The organism is Bacillus sp. FDAARGOS_527 (assembly GCF_003812125.1).
GTDB lineage: Bacteria > Bacillota > Bacilli > Bacillales > Bacillaceae_G > Bacillus_A > Bacillus_A paranthracis.
The window spans coordinates 498882-517292 of sequence record NZ_CP033795.1; the positions used below are offsets into that span (position 1 = coordinate 498882).

Consider the following 18411-nt stretch of genomic DNA (forward strand, 5'->3'; position numbering starts at 1 on the left):
ACACCTCCAAAATAGCTTTTTTATAGCTTATTCAAAAATGAAAACGTTTAGAATGTGACAAAAGTGTGAAATTCGACAAAAGGGGTTGTCATCTGACGTCGAATCTTGTAATATAATAAGCGTGAACGAATTCACATACAAACATATACCCCTTTGTTTGAACGTGAAAATTTCTCCCATCCCCTTTAATATTTTTATAAGCCGTAAAGAAGAAGACCTGGTGTTTACACCAGGTCTTTTTCTTTTGCTATCCATTTCCAATAACGCTCACATTTTACGTCAATCATTTGTACTTTTCGTTTCAGTTGTAATTTTTTTAGTTCACGTTCAATTTCTTGCTTCGAGCAGTCATATATAAATGCTACTTCTTTTGAAGAGATAAATTGTGTCGCTTCCAGTAATACTTCTAAAGGTGGTAATGGCTCTGGCTCGATTTCACATTTTACAAGTTCTTTCAATAATTGTACGTAGACGTCGTAGGAATACGTTCCAGCGATTTTAATACCTTCTTCATCTGAATTTGCATGAAAGAATACGAGAGAAGGTATTTCTGTAATATGCATCTCATTTGTGAATTTTAAGTCACATTGGAAAGCCTTTTTTGCGCTAGCGGAATATAGGTCTTTTTTAAATTCTTCTACATCAATATTGCTATCTTTTGCGCATGCAAGTAATAATTCGCAGTCAGGATTTGATACATTTTCAAGGAAAATGTATTCTTGGAGTTTTCGCAAAAACTTCGAACCTGCTTTTCGGCCCTGCAACTCCGCTGCTTTAATTGCCATCGAAACTAAATATGGTGTTGACGATGCTTCTTGCATATGTACCTTTCCATCACATGAAAAACCTTGTAAACTTGTTGTCTTTTCCCACACAAATCGAATATTAGCAGGTTTATTCCATTTGTGTGAGGAAGCGTTCGTTCCGTCCACTTTTCCTGTTACGATATGACGAATAGAGAAGTATTTCCCGTATTCAAGCCATAGTTTAATAATAAAGGGCTCAATTTCCCAGCAATCTTTACAAAGTGGATCAATAAATAAATATGCTTCTACAGACTTATGCTCACATGCGGAAGGAGATGGCATATTGATATGCTTTGCTTCCTGTTTATCCATTATATTTCACCTGTTTCGTCTGGAGTATTAACCATATGCTGAGCAGTTAATGCTAAACGTTCAAAAACGAACTCTCTTATATGACCGTCCACTCCTGTGTCATCCATTGCTTGCTCCATGCACGATAGCCAAGCCTCTGCTCGTTTTGGAGTAATCTCAAACGGGAGATGGCGTGCTCTTAACATAGGATGACCATGTTCTTCCGTGTACAAATTAGGACCACCTAAATATTGTGTTAAAAATTGCTTCTGCTTCCTAGCTGTTTCTGTTAAATCATCCGGGAAGATGGGAGATAGGTCAGGGTGTTTACTGACATAGGAATAAAATGTGTCTACTAATATTGCAATGCATTGTTCACCGCCAATTGCTTCAAATGGTGTCATCGGTTGCTTGCTCATCCTTTTAAACTCCTTTTTCCATGAAATGTATATCTATTGTAGCAATGGAATGTTAGGGAGGGCAAATAAACCGCCTTCATAACGTTCTTTGCTTATTCTACAGATGTAAAAGAATCTTTTCTTTTTCAAAAAGTGAGATGTATCCACTAGTAGAACGTATTCACTAGTGGAATTTTCACTTTAGCGTGCTTTGTTTTGTTTGGCAAGGAAAAAGCGTTTTACTTTATTATTTGTATGACGGATTGGTATGTCGTGTTGCTTTAACAAATGAATAAAGGCAGCTTTGCCTGCTTCTTCATCTTGCACTTCAAATTCAATTTCATAATCATCGTGATTGTAATAGAAACTATGATCAAAGACAAGCGTTCCGCCTTCAAATAGTGTTTCGGCTCTTTCAGTTGTTAAACTACCCATATAAGTTAAAGCAGAAACAGGAATTTGTAATGTGTGTAGTTGATCTACTACAGCGCCTTGAATAATTGTATTTGTTTCCATCATCAATCTTGCTTCATCTGCTGTTATAACTTGATGCGTTTCTAACAAGCCGACTTCTGCAGGTTGTTTTAATGTTAATGTATAAGTTTCTCCTTTATGACGAATACGAAGTGCAGAGCCAGCTTCTTTTAATGAGAAGCTCGGTGTTTCAAAGTAGTGATTCACCTGTTTCGTAAATCCTTCAATAGAGAATGATTTACATAATGTATTGAATTCTTCTTCTGTAACAATATTTTTAAATTCAATTTCAATTTCTTGTGTCATTGTATGCGCGCTCCTTTTGAAAAATAATTCTTTACACATTATCGCTTTTTCACAAATTTGGTTCAATGTTTTATTTGTTTGCGTCCATGTTATGATACAATAATACTGTTAAGTAAGACAGGAAGTTGAGATGGAGGAGTTAGAGCATGCAAAATAAAATCCAAGTTAAGAGCGTAGAAAAGAGAGAGAATGCTCTTATTTTTTGTGCGGAAAATAGTGAAATAGAGGTAAAGGAGTTAAGTGCGCGTAATCACGTACTTGTAGACTCAGATAATTTATCATTTTTATATATCTTAGAAAACGAATCATCTTTCATTTATGTAAGCATTCCGCATACATGCTGGGAAGCAATGCATGAAGCGATGAATAACGACGTGGTTATGTTCGTTCGCGTGAATGACATTGAAATGGAATTAGAAGGTTTAAAAGAAGAAGTAGAATATTTAGTTGAAAATATTGAAGGTAATGCAAATTACGGAGAAGAACTAGTAACTGCTGTAGAAAAAGTATTTCTATAAGCAAATGGATTGATTTTGGTGGTGGTTGAAATGAATCGAAATTGGGAAGAATTTTTAGCACCTTACCACCAAGCGGTGGCAGAGCTGAAAGTGAAACTAAAAGGAATGCGTACTCAATTTGCAATGTTAACAGAGCATTCTCCAATTGAGTTTGTAACAGGAAGGGTAAAGTCGGTTGCAAGTATTATTGATAAAGCGGAGAAGAGAAATGTACCGTTAGACAGGCTAAGAGAAGATATGCAAGATATCGCGGGCCTTCGAATGATGTGTCAATTTGTTGATGAGATTAAGCCTGTTGTAGAATATCTTCGAAAACGAAATGACTTTGAAATCGTGGAAGAACGTGATTACGTCACGCAGAAGAAAGATAGCGGTTATCGTTCTTATCACGTTGTCATTAGTTACCCAGTTCAAACGATTCAAGGTGAACAAAAAGTATTGGTAGAAATCCAAATACGTACGCTAGCAATGAACTTTTGGGCAACAATTGAGCATTCTTTAAATTATAAATATAGTGGACGTTTTCCTGAAGATATTAAAATACGCTTGCAACGTGCAGCGGAAGCAGCATTTTTATTAGATGAAGAAATGTCTTCTATCCGTCTTGAAATTCAAGAAGCGCAGAAAGCTTTTTCAAGAAAGCAAGAAACGAAAGATTCCGAATCATAAACTAAAGGGTGTTGGGCGATGAAATTTACAATTATGTCAAAGGGAGATCAATCATCAGATGCACTGGCAAGCACGATGAAAGAATACTTGCTAGATTTTGGATTTATAATGGATGAAAAGGAACCCGATATTGTAATTTCTGTTGGGGGAGATGGAACGCTTTTATATGCGTTTCATCGTTATTATAATCGATTGGATGAAACAGCATTTGTTGGTGTACATACAGGGCATTTAGGTTTCTATGCAGATTGGTTACCGACAGAAGTAGAGAAATTAGTAATTGCAATTGCTAAAACACCATTCCAAGTGGTGGAATATCCGCTTTTAGAAGTGATTATTCGCTATGTGAATGGGAGTAAAGAGTCGCAGTATTTAGCGATGAATGAAGCGACTGTAAAAAGTGCAGAAGGTACATTAGTAACAGAAGTGGAAATACGCGGAGAGTACTTTGAAACGTTCCGCGGGGATGGCCTTTGTATTTCTACTCCTTCGGGAAGTACTGCGTATAATAAGGCGCTTGGCGGAGCAATTATTCACCCTTCTATTGAAGCGATTCAAATTGCGGAAATGGCATCTATTAATAACCGGGTGTTTCGTACGGTAGGTTCGCCGCTCGTATTGCCGAAACATCATACATGCGTGCTGAAGCCGACTGCAGGAATGAACTTACAAATTACGGTGGACCATTTAACGATGGTTCATCAAGATGTGAAATCAATTCAGTATCGCGTGGCAAATGAGAAAGTACGATTCGTTCGTTTCCGTCCATTTCCGTTCTGGAAACGAGTTCGTGACTCGTTTGTTGCAGATAAATAGAAAGGGTTTATATATTTGAACAGATTTACATTGAAATGGGATATAGACTCGGCTGAGGAAGGAACTTTAGTTAGAGAATTTTTAAAAACAAAAGGGATCTCCAAAGCCGCATTAACGGATATAAAGTTTCATGGCGGATCTATAGAAGTAAATGGTCAACATGCGAGCGTTCGTCATCAGTTGCAAGCTGGTGAAGAATTACGTGTCTTTTTTCCAGTAGAGGAAAGAAGTGAAGGGATGATTGCTGAAGATATTCCTTTATGTATCGTATATGAAGATGATGCAGTTCTTGTCATAAACAAAGAGGCAAACATGTCAACGATCCCGTCTAGAGAACATCCGGCAGGAAGTGTTGCGAATGCGCTCTTATCTCATTATGATAAGCGACATCTTACAAGTACGGTGCACATCGTAACGAGGTTAGATCGTGATACTTCAGGGCTTATGCTTATTGCAAAAAATCGTTTCGTACATCATCTTTTATCGAAACAGCATCAACAAAAAGCTGTGAAAAGAACGTATGAAGCGATTGTTCACGGTGAGATGGTAGAAAGAGAAGGAACGATTGACGCACCGATTGGACGAAAATCGGATAGCATTATTGAGCGAACCGTTTGTGAGGAGGGGCAAAGAGCCGTTACTCATTTTAGAGTGATCGATAGCGTCAATCATAAGACGCACGTATCACTTGAGCTCGATACAGGGAGAACGCATCAAATTCGTGTGCATATGGCGTACATAGGACATCCGCTACTTGGCGATAATTTATATGGTGGAAAAAGAGATGAAATGAAACGACAAGCGCTTCACAGTACATCCTTGACGTTTTATCATCCTATTTTAGAGAAAGAAATGTCTTTCACTACACCGATTCCAAGCGATATGCAAGCGGTATTAAGACATACTTAAAAAGGGAACAAAATTCTTATGTAACGAAGAATTTTGTTCCCTTTTTCTTAGCGGAATAATATTAAAATTTGATTGTCGCCCGTGCGCTTTATAACGAAAAAGCCACTTTCAGATTTTGTAGCAATGCCATCGTTATTTGGACGACAATATCCATGCGTTTCGCAAGTACCGTCATCACGTACTAACATTTGTCCAATTAATCCGACAGGAAGCCACTCGTTACGGTCTTTTCTTGCTATATATTTGCAAGCTGGATCCCATTCTGTATTTAAAAGAGGTTGTATGTCTTGCGATTCCGTACGTACATATTGACGTTTTCCGAAGCTATCTGTTTTATAGCGTTTTTGCCAACTTAAAGCACCGCTATTTCCTATAAGAGCGGGGGTGGCACTAGATATTCCTAAGATGAATGAATCGTTTGAAGTAGCGATTCGAATTTTTTCTTCGCTACTAAATGTAACGAAGTAACCTACATCAATAAAAGTATTGTCTACTGTTTCAAACATTTGTGCAAAATCAGTTCCGCTTGCATTGTAAGAAGCGCCCTCAATATACATTTCTCCATTATGAGCAAGCCACTTTGCACCGATATTATGATCGGTTTCATTTGTGCCGTTTGCAATAAACCAAGAATAAGATTCATCTGCTGTGCCGAAGCGCCCCATAATATGGCTACCTGCAAAATGAGCTGTTGATGTATGATTACCTTCCGCATGAGAAGAGAATCCGTTAGCGATAGTCGCGGTTCCTTCTGCATGTGCTGCTTCGCCTAAAGCGATTGTATGTTTACCTTCCGCATGAGAATAGGAGCCACCTGCTGTCGTTTCACTTCCTTCACTATGGGAACTATGTCCAGTTGCTTTTGTTTTTGATCCTTCTGCATGAGAGAAAGAACCTTTTGCATGTGTCAGAAGTCCTTCTGCATGTGAAGCTGTACCCTCTGCATGAGAGTGAAGACCCTCTGCATATGCATACCGCCCATCTTTTTTTACTTTTTTATTTTCAGATGTAGGGGTCTGAATGATAATCGTTTTTTCTGTTTGTATATCACCTGATGGTACTAATGCTTCTTTAATTTTTTTTACTTGATTTATAATAGCAGCTGGAATTTCTGCTTCCGCTTTTTTATTTATTGCTACAGGGCTGTTTTCTTCTGTATTCTTCTCTACTTGCTCAGAAGGCACAATCTGTTCAATATGAGTAGAGAGAGGTTTATTTTTTTGCTGCATCTTTGCTTTTCTATTATCAATTATGCGGCTCATTACAGCATTCTGTAATGAGACATATTTTGGTCTATCTTTGTTTTTTGTGGAAGCCTCTTGTTCTTCCAGTTCTTCTACAGCTGCAGCTCGAATGCTGCACCAGTTGTTAATTCCGTACATGGGCAGATAAAAAGGCGGGCATTTTCTTTTTTGTTTAGAAGATTTTTTCTTCATTCTGTCACCTCCTGCGACAGTATATGCCGTGTCATTAAAAAAAGATGCACTTTATTGCATCTTTTTTTAATGACTTTACCCAATTTTTATCCCACTTTAATGGGCGGGCTGCCCATTAAAGTGGGATTGGTGAGGGCTGATTAAAGTTTCACTTTATATGAGAGACGCCTAAAAGGTACGGTAATCCTTACATATGAGTTATGAAATTGGGCGGAATTTCTCAGGGACAAAAGGCAGGGAGGAAGGAACGGAAACAATCTCCATTTCAGGATAACGTAGCCCAGTTAGTTTACCACCAAATACAGCGCCAGTATCAATATTGACTGTATGATTTACAAAGCGAGGTTCTTTTACGGGTGTATGTCCATATACAATCCAAGTTGTTCCTTTATACTCCTTCGCCCAGTCGCGGCGGACAGGTGAGCCGTCAGCATGTTTTTCTCCAGTGATATCGCCATACAATACAAAGGTTTGTACTTTTTTATCTTGTCTTCCTATGTAATCTTGCCGAATGCCGGCGTGACACACGAGTAACCTTTTCTCATCGAGTACGTGATATAAAGGGGATTGCTCGTAAAGTGTGATGAACTTTTCTTTTATCATGTTTTGTTTATGAGAAGGCAGTGCTTCATATTCAGCAACAGTTGTTTCGAGTCCATGAGCGATTGTCACATTACGTCCAAGGAAAAATCGATATAGTTTATTACAGTGATTTCCCGGAGCGTAGTAAGCTACTTTTTTATGTATGACAAGTTCCCATACAATTTCAATCATACGTAATGAATGAGGGCCGCGATCTGTAATATCACCAACAAATGCAAGTTTGCGTTGATCAGGGTGAACCGGTAGACCGCTACTCCAGTTATACCCTAGCTTCTCTGTTAAATTTTGAAACTCTTGTAAGCATCCATGTATATCCCCTATAATGTCATATTTCATATTTAAACCTCCATCATATTTTTCATTAGTATATCTAAAAAAGGATAGAGATAAAAATATACGGTTTTTGTGCTTCAGTTAAACATAAAGATTTTCGTTCTTGAGCGGACATTTAAAACAAATCCAATCGCTATCATGTATGTGAGTAAGGAACTTCCTCCGTAGCTCATAAGGGGTAATGTGATTCCTGTAATAGGTAGTAGTCCGATTGTCATCCCGATATTTTGAAATACTTGAAAAGTAAACATTCCGATTGTACCAGCGCAGATGTAACTACCGAAAGGGTCATTACTTTCTATAGCGATATGAATCATGCGGAAAATAAGTAGGAAAAAAAGTGCAATAATGACGCTTGCGCCTAAAAATCCGAATTGCTCAGCGACATTCGTGAAAATAAAATCTGTATGTGGTTCTGGAAAGTATACTTGTCCATTTTCCCAACCTTTTCCTTGCATTTCTCCTGATCCAGTAGCTAAGAAAGCTTGTCTTAATTGATAGCCTTGCGCATCATATTTGTATGGAGCTAACCAGCCGTAGAAGCGATTTAATTGATATTCTTGTAAAATGTGTGCTTTAAAGAATTTTGTATGAGTAAAAAAAATATATGTTAATGTAACGCCAGCTGCAAAGATACCGGAAGCTAACCCGAAAATAAAACGCCAACGTATACCAGAAACTAATATCATTGCTGCGAGCATAGCTGAAATTACCATTGTGTTTCCTAAATCAGGTTCCTTTGCAATCAGTAGTAATGGCGGCAAACTTGTTGCGCATATTTTTCCGAGTAATAGAAAATCGTCTTGTATTGTTCGGTAAAAATATTTCTCATTATGATTAGCTATAATTCGTCCGATGACGATAATTAAAAACAATTTCATAATTTCGGAAGGCTGGAAATTTCCGATGCCTGGGAGCCTGTACCAAGCGGTCGCACCTTTAATTGTAACGGCACCTGGTACTTGAAATTCTAGTCCAATAAGTAGTACCAATGCAAAGCTATATAAATACCAAGCAATTTTTTGATAACGATCGAAATCGATAATCATAATGATACCAATGGCTATGAATCCAATGAAGTACCACTGGATTTGCTTTAATACAAAATTTACATGTTGTAAAAATGATGGTAAAGAGGCTTGTGCACTTGCTATTGCGAAACAACTAACAATCCCAATGGCAAATAAAATGAATAGCAATACGTAGTCTATTTGATATTGAGAATTTGAATCTTTCAATGTGTGTATTCCTTTCTATCGCCTAGTAAGTATATGGATCATGTCATGATAAAAATAATATACAAGCAGACTATGCATACATTTATTCCACTATTTGTGGGAAGTCATACATCACAAGGAAGGAATTCCCCCTTGTGATGGATTAGATTGCATGGAGTTCTTTTGTAACTATATTCAAACAATGAGAAAGGCGAGTATGTGTATCGGTCGTTGGAATGAGTTCTGGATATAGCTGATAAAATGTTGTAGCGTTTTTATACCATTCGCAAGCTTTTAACAGACTCGTTTTGTAATAGTCAGTCTCTTGTAGAAAACCATATTTTTTTGAATGTAAAACGAGATGTGAAAAATCTTCGCAACCTTCAAGGTATTTGTGATGTACTTGCTGTCCCGTATGAAGGCGGAAAGAACTTAAAGGTTCCGTAATATAGATTGCATCACCTTTGGAAAGTAAACTGATCCAAGAAGCCATATCCACACTACAATTATAATTTCTACCATTTAAAGTACCGAAAGGTTCTGTTAATAGGCGTTTTCGAAAAAGTACAGTCGTAGGTTCACCAATAATATTTTGCCCTAGTATAAGCATATGGTTTCCAAGATCTTTCCCATTTAATAGAGTATCTTCATCATATAATCTGTTCATGGAGGGGTGTTGTTCAATTATCTCTCCATCATCATTAATCCAAGTACGATAAGATGTAATAAGTGCGAGATTTTGATCTAAGTCTTTTTGGAAATAAAACATCATTTTTTCAATTTTATTATTATAAAATATATCATCGTCCATTAAGAAATTTATGTACTCTCCATTTGATTGTTCTAAAAGCATAAGGGCGTTATGAAATTGTCCTAAAGTAGAGGGGTTTCGAATGTACGTTATATGTTTATGCTTATGTAAATAATCTCTGTATATTAATTTTTCTGTTTCATTATTTGTGCTATCGTCTCCTACAATAATTTCAATATTTGAATACGTTTGTGCTAATGCACTTTCTAGAGCAATTTTAAAATAATGTGGCCGATTATAGGTAGGAATAAGGATGGAAACGAGAGGTACATTTTTTATGTTTTCCATATACAACTACCTTTCAGAAATTTTCTGTGTAAGAATAATATCTTGATAACTTGTGTGTTCAGTTCTGCCACACCATGAACCATAATGGGGAGGAGTCTGCATTTCTAGCCCATATTTATTTAATAGAGTACGAATATCTTCCTCAAGATAGGCAACTGCGAAATTCGGGATATCTTTATTTAGAACATAACAATTGTCAATTTGATGGTAAAAACCTAACGGACTTAGTCCTGCATTTAAGTAATAGGAAGATTCAGGATTAATTAAAAAGAAAGTAATAAAACATCTCCCATCTTTTTTCAGAACTCGTGCAATCTCGCGTACGTAATGTTCTAATTCTTTCGGAAGAAGATGGGTAAATACAGACGTTAAAAAAATAAAATCGAATGATTCATCTTCATATGGAAACTTGTATTGGGAAGCATCTTCTTTTCCATCGGGATTGTAGAATTGGTTATATATATCGACATGTTCAAAATGGAAATTGTTACGGCGTGTTGAAATGTTATTTTTGCACCATGTAATTCCCTTATTAAATAAGTCAAATCCATAATAATTACCATCATCGCTAAAATAGTTCATTAATGGAACCGCCATCCGGCCGATACCACAGCCTACATCTAACACTGTTTCATTTGATTTTAAATTGCCAATTTCAATAAAATACTGCATAAACTCTTTTCCAACTTCTTCAAAATGACCACCTACATATTGAACAAGTTCTGGAGGTGGGATTAATGTGATTTTTTTCTCATTTTCGTTCAAAAAATTCACACCTTTCTTATAGTAAAGTAGGAAATTTCTACTTTATATTGAGGGGAGCTTTGCTTTTATTCATTACAAGATTGGTTTTCATGAATTAGTAGTATAATAGTACCCCTCAACTAAATATTTTTTTGTTCTATTCTTTTCTCCAAAAAATACCGAAATCATCGATTTGAGTCATAGGAGTTTTTATGTTTCTTTCACTTCTGAAATCTGTTACAGCCTCTGCGCATGTTATCAGTCCATAATCATCAATAATAATAAAGCCACCTATTGAAACTTTATCGTATAAATTTACAAGACTATCCATCGTTGATTCATACATATCACCATCAAGGCGTGCAATTGCAATTTTTTCTATCGGTGCTGAAGGCAATGTATCTTTAAACCAACCCTTTAAAAATTTCACCTGATCATTTAATAAATCATATTTTCTAAAGTTTTCTTGCACTGTTTCTAAAGAAACTCGTAAGTAATCGAATGTGTGCAAATAATCACCGTAATCTTTCGGATATTGTTCTAAGTTAGGTGCGGGTAGACCTTCAAACGAATCGGCAACCCATACAGTACGATCCTTAATGTTGTTTGCTTGTAAAAACCCATTCATAAAAATGCATGATCCTCCGCGCCATACACCAGTTTCAATAAAATCACCTTCTATATTTTCCTTGACTACAGTTTCCATCGCCTCTTGTAATTGATTCATACGTTTTCGCCCAACCATACTATGTGCAGCTCTTGGCCAATCCTTGCCACCTTGACGCTCATTGTTTGAAACGTTAGGATTAACGATTTTTAAATTGTGATTTTCTATATACTGCTTAAGAAATAAAGGAAGGGGAACTGTAACGGGTTCATATGATAGTTCTTTAGATATATGTAACGAAGCAGGTAAGTATGGTTCGTATTCCAACCATATTTCAAATAAAATTGTTTTCTTTAATAACTCGAGATAGAGCTGGACAGCCGATTTATTTTCCATATAAGTGCCTCCTGAAGAATGTCATACAACATTATGACTATGTAGAAAAGAAGGATTTAATGATTGAATTTACCAATGAAAAAGCAGTAAAACTGATATCAGTTTTACTGCTAAGTAAAAAATTAAGCGATTTTTTCAATAATAATGGATGCACTCGTACCAAGAGCTAATGATAATCCAAGCCCTGTAACAATTACTTCAACTAATGATGGAGTTGTCGTAATTTGCGTAATTGCTTGAACAACGATAGGTGCTCCAACTGAGATTAAAGTAGCCCCAGTACCTGGTACAGATACCCCATTTACTTGGATTGTAAGCCCACCTAATACACTTAGTGCTGCAGTATATACGATAACAGTGATTTTATAGAATCCAGTTTCACTAATTACGAAAGTATCAGCATCTAATTGAGAAATTGCTGTACCAAACTGAGATCCAACAGTATTAAATGGTACAGGAGCATTAAGTCCAAGATCCAAAGAAATCCCAGCGGAGTTAAATGCATACAATCCTGCTGGAAGTCCTAGCCCTGATGGTCCAGTCGGTCCAGTCGGTCCAGTCGGTCCAGTTGGCCCAGTTGGTCCGGTAGCACCAGTGTCACCAGTTGGCCCAGTCGGTCCAGTAGTACCAGTGTCACCAGTTGGCCCGGTTGGTCCAGTAGTACCAGTTGGCCCAGTTGGTCCGGTAGCACCAGTGTCACCAGTTGGCCCAGTCGGTCCAGTTGGTCCAGTTGATCCAGTCGGCCCAGTTGGTCCAGTCGATCCAGTCGGCCCAGTTGGTACAGTTGGCCCAGTCGGCCCAGTTGGTCCAGTCGGTCCAGTCGGTCCAGTCGGCCCAGTTGGTACAGTTGGCCCAGTCGGCCCAGTTGGTCCAGTCGGCCCAGTTGGTCCGGTAGGAAGGGTAAACGGTGGTATTGGTGGTAATGTTGGTCCTACAAGATTAGGATCAAATGCACTAGCTGATAAAGATTCATCGGGATTCAATCCATCTGAATAATTATTATTTGACATAAATTCACCTCCATAAAGCGTTCATTATATAGTAGATGCAAAACCGGAAGAAAATGACACGGACATTTGAATTATTGAAAAGAAATCTTAAACTGCTTGTGCAAGTTAAAAAAGTGGAAAGTTTATTGTATGTATAACATATGATTGATTTGGAAGAGGGTGATTATGTTGAACAAGCAAGGAATTACAATTAGTTTATGTATGATTGTTCGAGATGAGGAAGATACAATAGGCCGATGTTTAGATGCAGTCGAAAAAATTGTTGATGAAATTATTATAGTTGATACAGGTTCCATTGATCGAACGAAAGAAATTGTAGCTCAATATACCTCTAACATATATGACTTTCCATGGATTAATGATTTTGCAGCAGCAAGAAATTTTTCTTTTTCAAAAGCAACGCAAGAGTATATATTGTGGCTAGATGCAGATGACGTATTATTAGAAGATGCTCAAGAAGCATTGAAACTTTTAAAAAGAGAATTAGATCCTAAAATTGATGCTGTTTCAATGCCTTATCATCTGGCATTGGATTCTAGCGGGAAACCTTTATATTGTACAAAAAGAAATCGACTTGTAAAGCGTGAAAAACAATTTCAATGGTTTGGAAAGGTTCATGAGTATTTAGCTATTTCTGGTGAAACTTTTAGTAGTAATGTTGCTATTACACATAAAAAAGAAAAAAAGGTAACAAATCGTAATTTGAAAATTTTTCAAAATGCTGTAGCTGCAGGAGAAGAATTGAGTCCGAGAGATTTATTTTATTACGCTAATGAATCTATGGATAACCAAAAATATGATGATGCAGTTATGCTATATGAAACATTTCTTAATCAAGATGAAGGATGGTATGAAGAGAAAATTTATGCATGTGGTAAGTTAGGAGATTGCTATGCAAAGCTTGGATCATGGGAAAAGGCAATTGAATCTTGCGTGAAGTCGTTTCGATATGATGTTCCTAGAGGGGAGAATTGTACAAGAATAGGATATATATATATGGAACAACAAAAATATAACGAAGCGATATTTTGGTTTAAACTTGCAACGGAAGTACCAATGGCGACGGAGAGTCCATTTCATAGTCCAGCGAGCTACACATGGCTTCCCTATTTACAAATGTGTATTTGTTATAGCAAGTTAGGAGATCAAGACAAAGCTTATTATTACAACGAATTAGCGGCTGCTTATGTTCCAAATAATGCTGCAATCGAATATAACCGCAAATATTTTCGGAGTGTTTTTGATAAACAATATAAATCGTTATAGGCAGCTTTTTTTAGAAATGGCTCATCGCGATTCTAACTCTAATAGATTGGCTATATAGTAAAGTATCGGCAATGTAACTAGTACAGGTTACATTTATAGACTTTAAATGAGATTTATATTTCAAATTCAATTTGCATAAGGAGTGTGTAAAATGAATTCCCCAAAAAATTCTTTATACGAAGAAAAGTCTGGGCATTATTATAATGCAGTGAATCCGAATTTATTAAAGCATATAAAAAAGGAATGGAAAGAAGTTCTTGATATCGGTTGCTCGAGTGGTGCATTGGGAGCTGCCATAAAAGAAAATGGCACACGTGTATCTGGAATTGAGGCATTCCCAGAGGCGGCAGAACAAGCAAAAGAAAAACTAGATCATGTCGTTTTAGGCGATATAGAAACAATGGATATGCCGTACGAGGAGGAGCAATTTGATTGCGTTATATTTGGTGACGTATTAGAGCATTTATTTGATCCTTGGGCTGTAATAGAAAAAGTAAAGCCATATATAAAAGAAAATGGTGTGATTTTAGCAAGTATACCAAACGTTGCTCACATTTCAGTATTAGCACCGTTACTTGCTGGAAATTGGACGTATACAGAATATGGTTTATTAGATAAAACGCATATTCGTTTCTTTACATTTAATGAAATGCTCCGAATGTTTTTAAAAGCAGGATATTCGATTAGTAAAGTAGATCGTGTATATATTGATCATAAAGTGTATGAACCGTTAATTGAGGAGTTATATGGAATTTGTAAGAAATATCGTCTTGGAAGTGGCTTCATGGCTGAGACGGTCGTATTTCAGTATATTATTGAAGCAGAAAAATCACAGTTATGAGTGCTGGTGAAAAAACAATATTATTTGTTACGTGTATAAATGATCGGAAAATGTATGCACAGTGTGTACGGCATATATTGAGATTGGCAGTGCCTCCAGGATATATTGTACAATTTATGCCAATTCGGAATGCGAAAAGTATGACGAGCGGATATAATCAAGCGATTTCGCATCCAGCGAAATATAAAGTATATATACACCAAGATGTTTTCATTATGAATGTGGCATTTTTATACGGATTACTTCAATTATTTAACGAACATGAACATCTTGGAATGATTGGAATGATTGGAGCCCAGTATGTTCCTCCAAACGGGATATGGAATGAAGGCAAGGGAGTTGTTGGGAAAGTAATTGGTTATATGAACGATTTATTTTATATGGCAACGCAAGAACAACCGTACCATGAGTCAAAAACATTTATGCCTGTGGAATGTATAGACGGTTTATTGATGGCAACGCAATACGATATTCCGTGGCGAGAAGACTTGTTTGATGGGTTTGACTATTATGATGTATCTCAGTCATTTGAATTTAGAAAAGCTGGCTATACAGTTGGGGTTCCTGTACAGCGTGATGCGTGGTGCATTCACTATCATATTGATGTAAATATGACCAACTATGACAAGTATAGAAAGATATTTGTGGAGAACTATATGTCAGATGTAAATCAAGACGAATAGAGGGGCTACAAAATGAAGGATCGTACAATATTAGTTGTTGTCTGTGTAAATAATGAAGAGCTATTTGAACAATGCGAGAGACAAATAAGAAACCTTTTTGTTCCCCCTGATTATGTCGTGCAAATTTTTCCGATACGAGATGCGAAAAGTATGGCAAGCGCATATAACCGAGCGCTTTCATATCCCGCGAAGTATAAGGTTTATATACATCAGGACACTTATCTTATTAATCGAGAGATGTTTTATACACTTATTTCTCTGTTTAAAGATAATGAAAAGCTCGGCTTAATTGGAGTAGCTGGAGCCCAATTTTTACCGAGTAACGGGATATGGTGGGAAGGGAAAAATTTAGTAGGGAAAGTGATTGAGTATAGAAGACGGAATTATCAACTATTAAATTTAGATCAGGGGTTTTATGGAAGCCAATCTTTTATGTCGGTGCAGGCAATTGATGGCTTATTCATGGCAACGCAGTATGATATTCCGTGGCGAGAAGATTTGTTTCAAGGGTTCCACTTTTATGATGTATCACAGTCTTTAGAGTTTCAAAGGGCTGGTTATTTAATTGGTATCCCAAATCAATCAAATTTATGGTGTATTCATTATAACGGAGATGAATTTGATGCGGATACATATGAGAAAGATCGAAAAGTGTTTGTAGAACAGTATAAAGATATATTATCTCCATCATAAGGGAGAGATGCAGAGTGAAAGGGATTATTTTAGCAGGCGGTACTGGATCGAGGTTATACCCAATAACGAAAGTAACGAATAAACATTTGCTTCCTGTTGGACGTTATCCAATGATTTATCATGCGGTATATAAGCTGAAACAATGCGAGATTACAGATATTATGATTATTACAGGTAAAGAGCATATGGGAGATGTTGTTAGTTTTTTAGGAAGCGGTCAAGAGTTTGGCGTGTCCTTTAGGTATCGTGTGCAAGATAAGGCTGGTGGAATTGCGCAAGCATTAGGGCTTTGTGAAGATTTCGTTGGGAATGATCGCATGGTAGTTATATTAGGTGATAATATTTTTTCGGATGATATTCGTCCGTATGTTGAAGAGTTTGCAAATCAAAAAGAAGGTGCGAAAGTACTGCTGCAATCTGTAGATGATCCGGAGAGATTTGGCGTAGCAAATATTCAAAACGGCAAAATAATTGAAATTGAAGAAAAGCCGAAAGAGCCGAAAAGTTCCTATGCAGTCACAGGAATTTATTTGTATGATTCGAAAGTCTTTTCTTATATAAAAGAATTAAAACCTTCCGCAAGGGGAGAGCTTGAAATTACAGATATCAATAATTGGTATTTAAAACGTGAGGTACTTACTTATAATGAAATGAGCGGTTGGTGGACTGATGCAGGAACTCATGTTTCTCTTCAAAGGGCGAATATGTTAGCGCGGGATATAAACTTTGGTAAACAGTTTAACGGAGAATAGGTGAGAATATGGAAGTTATAGAAACAAACTTTACCGACGCAAAATTGTTAGAACCGAGGTTATTTGGAGATGAGCGTGGCTTTTTTACTGAAAGTTATAATAAGAAGGTGCTAGAAACATTAGGAGTTACGTATTCATTTGTACAGGATAATGTTTCGTATTCGACAGAAGCGGGAACGATTCGGGGGTTACACTTTCAAAAAAATCCGAAAGCACAAACGAAACTTATTCAAGTTATGCAAGGAGCAATTTATGACGTTATCGTTGATTTGCGAAAAGATTCACCAACGTTTAAACAATGGAGAGGATATATTTTAAGCGCGGATAATCATCGGCAATTATTAGTGCCAAAAGGATTTGCACATGGTTTTTGTACACTTGTCCCGCATACTATTGTTATGTATAAAGTAGATGAGTATTATAGTGCTAATCATGACTCAGGGGTACTTTGGAATGATAAAGACTTAGCAATTCCATGGCCGGTAACAAGCCCTATTTTGTCTGATAAAGATCGAATATTACCATCGCTTCAGGAATGTGAAGATAGTTTTTGAGTAGGAGAGTTGTGTATGAATATATTAGTAACAGGTGGGGCCGGATTTATTGGAAGTAATTTTGTGCATTATATGTTACAAAGCTATGAAACATATAAAATTATTAATTTGGATGCATTAACATATAGTGGAAACTTAAATAATGTAAAGTCTATTCAAGATCATCCGAATTACTATTTTGTAAAAGGTGAAATTCAAAATGGAGAGCTGCTGGAGCATGTTATTAAGGAACGTGATGTGCAAGTCATTGTCAATTTCGCAGCTGAATCACATGTGGACCGTAGTATTGAAAATCCGCTTCCTTTTTATGATACAAATGTAATTGGGACAGTCACCTTATTAGAATTAGTAAAAAAATATCCGCATATTAAACTCGTGCAAGTATCAACGGATGAGGTGTATGGCTCTTTAGGAAAAACAGGGCGATTTACCGAGGAAACCCCGTTAGCTCCAAATAGTCCATATTCTTCAAGCAAAGCGAGCGCCGATATGATAGCTTTATCTTATTATAAAACATATCACTTACCAGTTATAGTAACGCGTTGTTCCAATAACTACGGGCCGTATCAATATCCTGAAAAATTAATTCCGTTAATGGTTACGAATGCGCTCGAAGGAAAAAAATTACCGTTATATGGCGATGGATTAAATGTAAGAGATTGGTTACATGTAACGGATCATTGTCGTGCGATTGACGTTGTTTTGCATAAGGGACGTATAGGAGAAGTATATAATATAGGTGGAAATAATGAAAAAACAAATATAGATGTTGTGGAACAAATTATTACTCTCTTAGGAAAAACGGAAAAGGATATTGAATATGTGACAGATCGTTTAGGACACGACCGCCGTTATGCGATTGATGCAGAGAAAATGAAGAATGAATTTGATTGGGAACCGAAGTATACGTTTGAGCAAGGGTTACAAGAAACGGTGCAATGGTATGAGAAGAATGAGGAATGGTGGAAACCATTAAAAAAGTAAGGGGCA

Annotated in this window: 21 protein-coding genes; 11 read left to right on the plus strand and 10 right to left on the minus strand. The window is 36.8% G+C overall.

From position 1 onward, the window contains the following. Nucleotides 1-224 precede the first annotated feature (224 nt). The 3 genes from EGX95_RS04875 to EGX95_RS04885 form a co-directional block, all read right to left on the minus strand. The gene (locus tag EGX95_RS04875; protein ID WP_000360652.1) at nucleotides 225-1118 is read right to left on the minus strand and encodes a ClpXP adapter SpxH family protein; all 894 of its coding nucleotides are present in this window, start codon (nucleotides 1116-1118) and stop codon (nucleotides 225-227) included. Then, nucleotides 1118-1516 carry a globin domain-containing protein gene (locus EGX95_RS04880; protein WP_000043379.1) on the minus strand — a complete coding sequence of 133 codons (399 nt, stop codon included), beginning with the start codon at nucleotides 1514-1516 and terminating at the stop codon, nucleotides 1118-1120. The genes EGX95_RS04875 and EGX95_RS04880 overlap by 1 nt, the downstream gene beginning before the upstream one ends. A gap of 180 nt (nucleotides 1517-1696) precedes the next feature. Further along, nucleotides 1697-2275 carry a CYTH domain-containing protein gene (locus EGX95_RS04885; protein ID WP_000191110.1) on the minus strand — a complete coding sequence of 193 codons (579 nt, stop codon included), beginning with the start codon at nucleotides 2273-2275 and terminating at the stop codon, nucleotides 1697-1699. Between the two features lie 146 nt (nucleotides 2276-2421). On the opposite strand from EGX95_RS04885, the gene EGX95_RS04890 reads away from it, so the two are divergent. From EGX95_RS04890 to EGX95_RS04905, 4 genes are read left to right on the plus strand one after another with little or no spacing between them, the layout of a single operon-like run. Beyond that, nucleotides 2422-2793, plus strand: a complete 372-nt coding sequence (locus EGX95_RS04890; protein ID WP_001180003.1) for a UPF0738 family protein — start codon at nucleotides 2422-2424, stop codon at nucleotides 2791-2793. Nucleotides 2794-2823: 30 nt separating this feature from the next. Further along, nucleotides 2824-3462 (plus strand): GTP diphosphokinase, encoded by a 639-nt coding sequence (locus EGX95_RS04895; RefSeq protein WP_001081482.1) that lies wholly within the window; start codon nucleotides 2824-2826, stop codon nucleotides 3460-3462. An 18-nt stretch (nucleotides 3463-3480) separates the two neighbouring features. After that, nucleotides 3481-4278, plus strand: coding sequence for an NAD kinase (locus tag EGX95_RS04900; protein ID WP_000673184.1), 798 nt, complete (start codon nucleotides 3481-3483; stop codon nucleotides 4276-4278). Between the two features lie 15 nt (nucleotides 4279-4293). After that, nucleotides 4294-5187 (plus strand): RluA family pseudouridine synthase, encoded by an 894-nt coding sequence (locus EGX95_RS04905; protein WP_001079095.1) that lies wholly within the window; start codon nucleotides 4294-4296, stop codon nucleotides 5185-5187. 47 nt (nucleotides 5188-5234) lie between these two features. On the opposite strand, the gene EGX95_RS04910 is transcribed toward EGX95_RS04905, so the two are convergent. The 7 genes from EGX95_RS04910 to EGX95_RS04940 all read right to left on the minus strand — a co-directional run bounded on the left by EGX95_RS04910 (nucleotide 5235) and on the right by EGX95_RS04940 (nucleotide 12632). Further along, on the minus strand, nucleotides 5235-6623 hold the full coding sequence (locus EGX95_RS04910) for a peptidase G2 autoproteolytic cleavage domain-containing protein (protein ID WP_000730497.1): 1389 nt from the start codon (nucleotides 6621-6623) through the stop codon (nucleotides 5235-5237). A gap of 198 nt (nucleotides 6624-6821) precedes the next feature. After that, the gene (gene prpE, locus EGX95_RS04915; protein ID WP_000872720.1) at nucleotides 6822-7562 is read right to left on the minus strand and encodes a bis(5'-nucleosyl)-tetraphosphatase PrpE; all 741 of its coding nucleotides are present in this window, start codon (nucleotides 7560-7562) and stop codon (nucleotides 6822-6824) included. A gap of 74 nt (nucleotides 7563-7636) precedes the next feature. Then, nucleotides 7637-8797 carry an FtsW/RodA/SpoVE family cell cycle protein gene (locus EGX95_RS04920; RefSeq protein ID WP_000655329.1) on the minus strand — a complete coding sequence of 387 codons (1161 nt, stop codon included), beginning with the start codon at nucleotides 8795-8797 and terminating at the stop codon, nucleotides 7637-7639. A 142-nt stretch (nucleotides 8798-8939) separates the two neighbouring features. After that, nucleotides 8940-9875: a glycosyltransferase family 2 protein gene (locus EGX95_RS04925; RefSeq protein WP_000427737.1), complete on the minus strand. Its 936-nt coding sequence runs from the start codon at nucleotides 9873-9875 to the stop codon at nucleotides 8940-8942. A 6-nt stretch (nucleotides 9876-9881) separates the two neighbouring features. Next, entirely contained in the window at nucleotides 9882-10640 is a 759-nt protein-coding gene (locus EGX95_RS04930; RefSeq protein WP_001004740.1) for a class I SAM-dependent methyltransferase, read from the minus strand. 136 nt (nucleotides 10641-10776) lie between these two features. Next, complete coding sequence (locus EGX95_RS04935) at nucleotides 10777-11622, minus strand: TylF/MycF family methyltransferase (protein WP_000428846.1); 846 nt, start codon at nucleotides 11620-11622, stop codon at nucleotides 10777-10779. Between the two features lie 122 nt (nucleotides 11623-11744). Then, entirely contained in the window at nucleotides 11745-12632 is an 888-nt protein-coding gene (locus EGX95_RS04940; RefSeq protein WP_000069694.1) for a BclA C-terminal domain-containing protein, read from the minus strand. A 165-nt stretch (nucleotides 12633-12797) separates the two neighbouring features. Here EGX95_RS04940 and EGX95_RS04945 point away from each other — a divergent pair, with 165 nt between their 5' ends. The 7 genes from EGX95_RS04945 to rfbB all read left to right on the plus strand — a co-directional run bounded on the left by EGX95_RS04945 (nucleotide 12798) and on the right by rfbB (nucleotide 18405). Beyond that, a complete protein-coding gene (locus EGX95_RS04945; RefSeq protein WP_000932900.1) occupies nucleotides 12798-13898 on the plus strand; it encodes a glycosyltransferase in 1101 nt (366 codons plus the stop codon). Between the two features lie 151 nt (nucleotides 13899-14049). Beyond that, nucleotides 14050-14739 carry a class I SAM-dependent methyltransferase gene (locus EGX95_RS04950; protein ID WP_001087862.1) on the plus strand — a complete coding sequence of 230 codons (690 nt, stop codon included), beginning with the start codon at nucleotides 14050-14052 and terminating at the stop codon, nucleotides 14737-14739. Continuing rightward, complete coding sequence (locus EGX95_RS04955; protein WP_001272381.1) at nucleotides 14736-15422, plus strand: glycosyltransferase family protein; 687 nt, start codon at nucleotides 14736-14738, stop codon at nucleotides 15420-15422. The genes EGX95_RS04950 and EGX95_RS04955 overlap by 4 nt, the downstream gene beginning before the upstream one ends. 12 nt (nucleotides 15423-15434) lie before the next feature. Next, the gene (locus EGX95_RS04960) at nucleotides 15435-16115 is read left to right on the plus strand and encodes a glycosyltransferase family protein (RefSeq protein ID WP_000654997.1); all 681 of its coding nucleotides are present in this window, start codon (nucleotides 15435-15437) and stop codon (nucleotides 16113-16115) included. 14 nt (nucleotides 16116-16129) lie between these two features. Next, nucleotides 16130-16867 carry a sugar phosphate nucleotidyltransferase gene (locus tag EGX95_RS04965; RefSeq protein WP_123805459.1) on the plus strand — a complete coding sequence of 246 codons (738 nt, stop codon included), beginning with the start codon at nucleotides 16130-16132 and terminating at the stop codon, nucleotides 16865-16867. A gap of 8 nt (nucleotides 16868-16875) precedes the next feature. Then, on the plus strand, nucleotides 16876-17421 hold the full coding sequence (rfbC, locus tag EGX95_RS04970; RefSeq protein ID WP_000451992.1) for a dTDP-4-dehydrorhamnose 3,5-epimerase: 546 nt from the start codon (nucleotides 16876-16878) through the stop codon (nucleotides 17419-17421). A gap of 15 nt (nucleotides 17422-17436) precedes the next feature. Continuing rightward, the gene (rfbB, locus tag EGX95_RS04975) at nucleotides 17437-18405 is read left to right on the plus strand and encodes a dTDP-glucose 4,6-dehydratase (protein WP_001024158.1); all 969 of its coding nucleotides are present in this window, start codon (nucleotides 17437-17439) and stop codon (nucleotides 18403-18405) included. Nucleotides 18406-18411 lie beyond the last annotated feature (6 nt).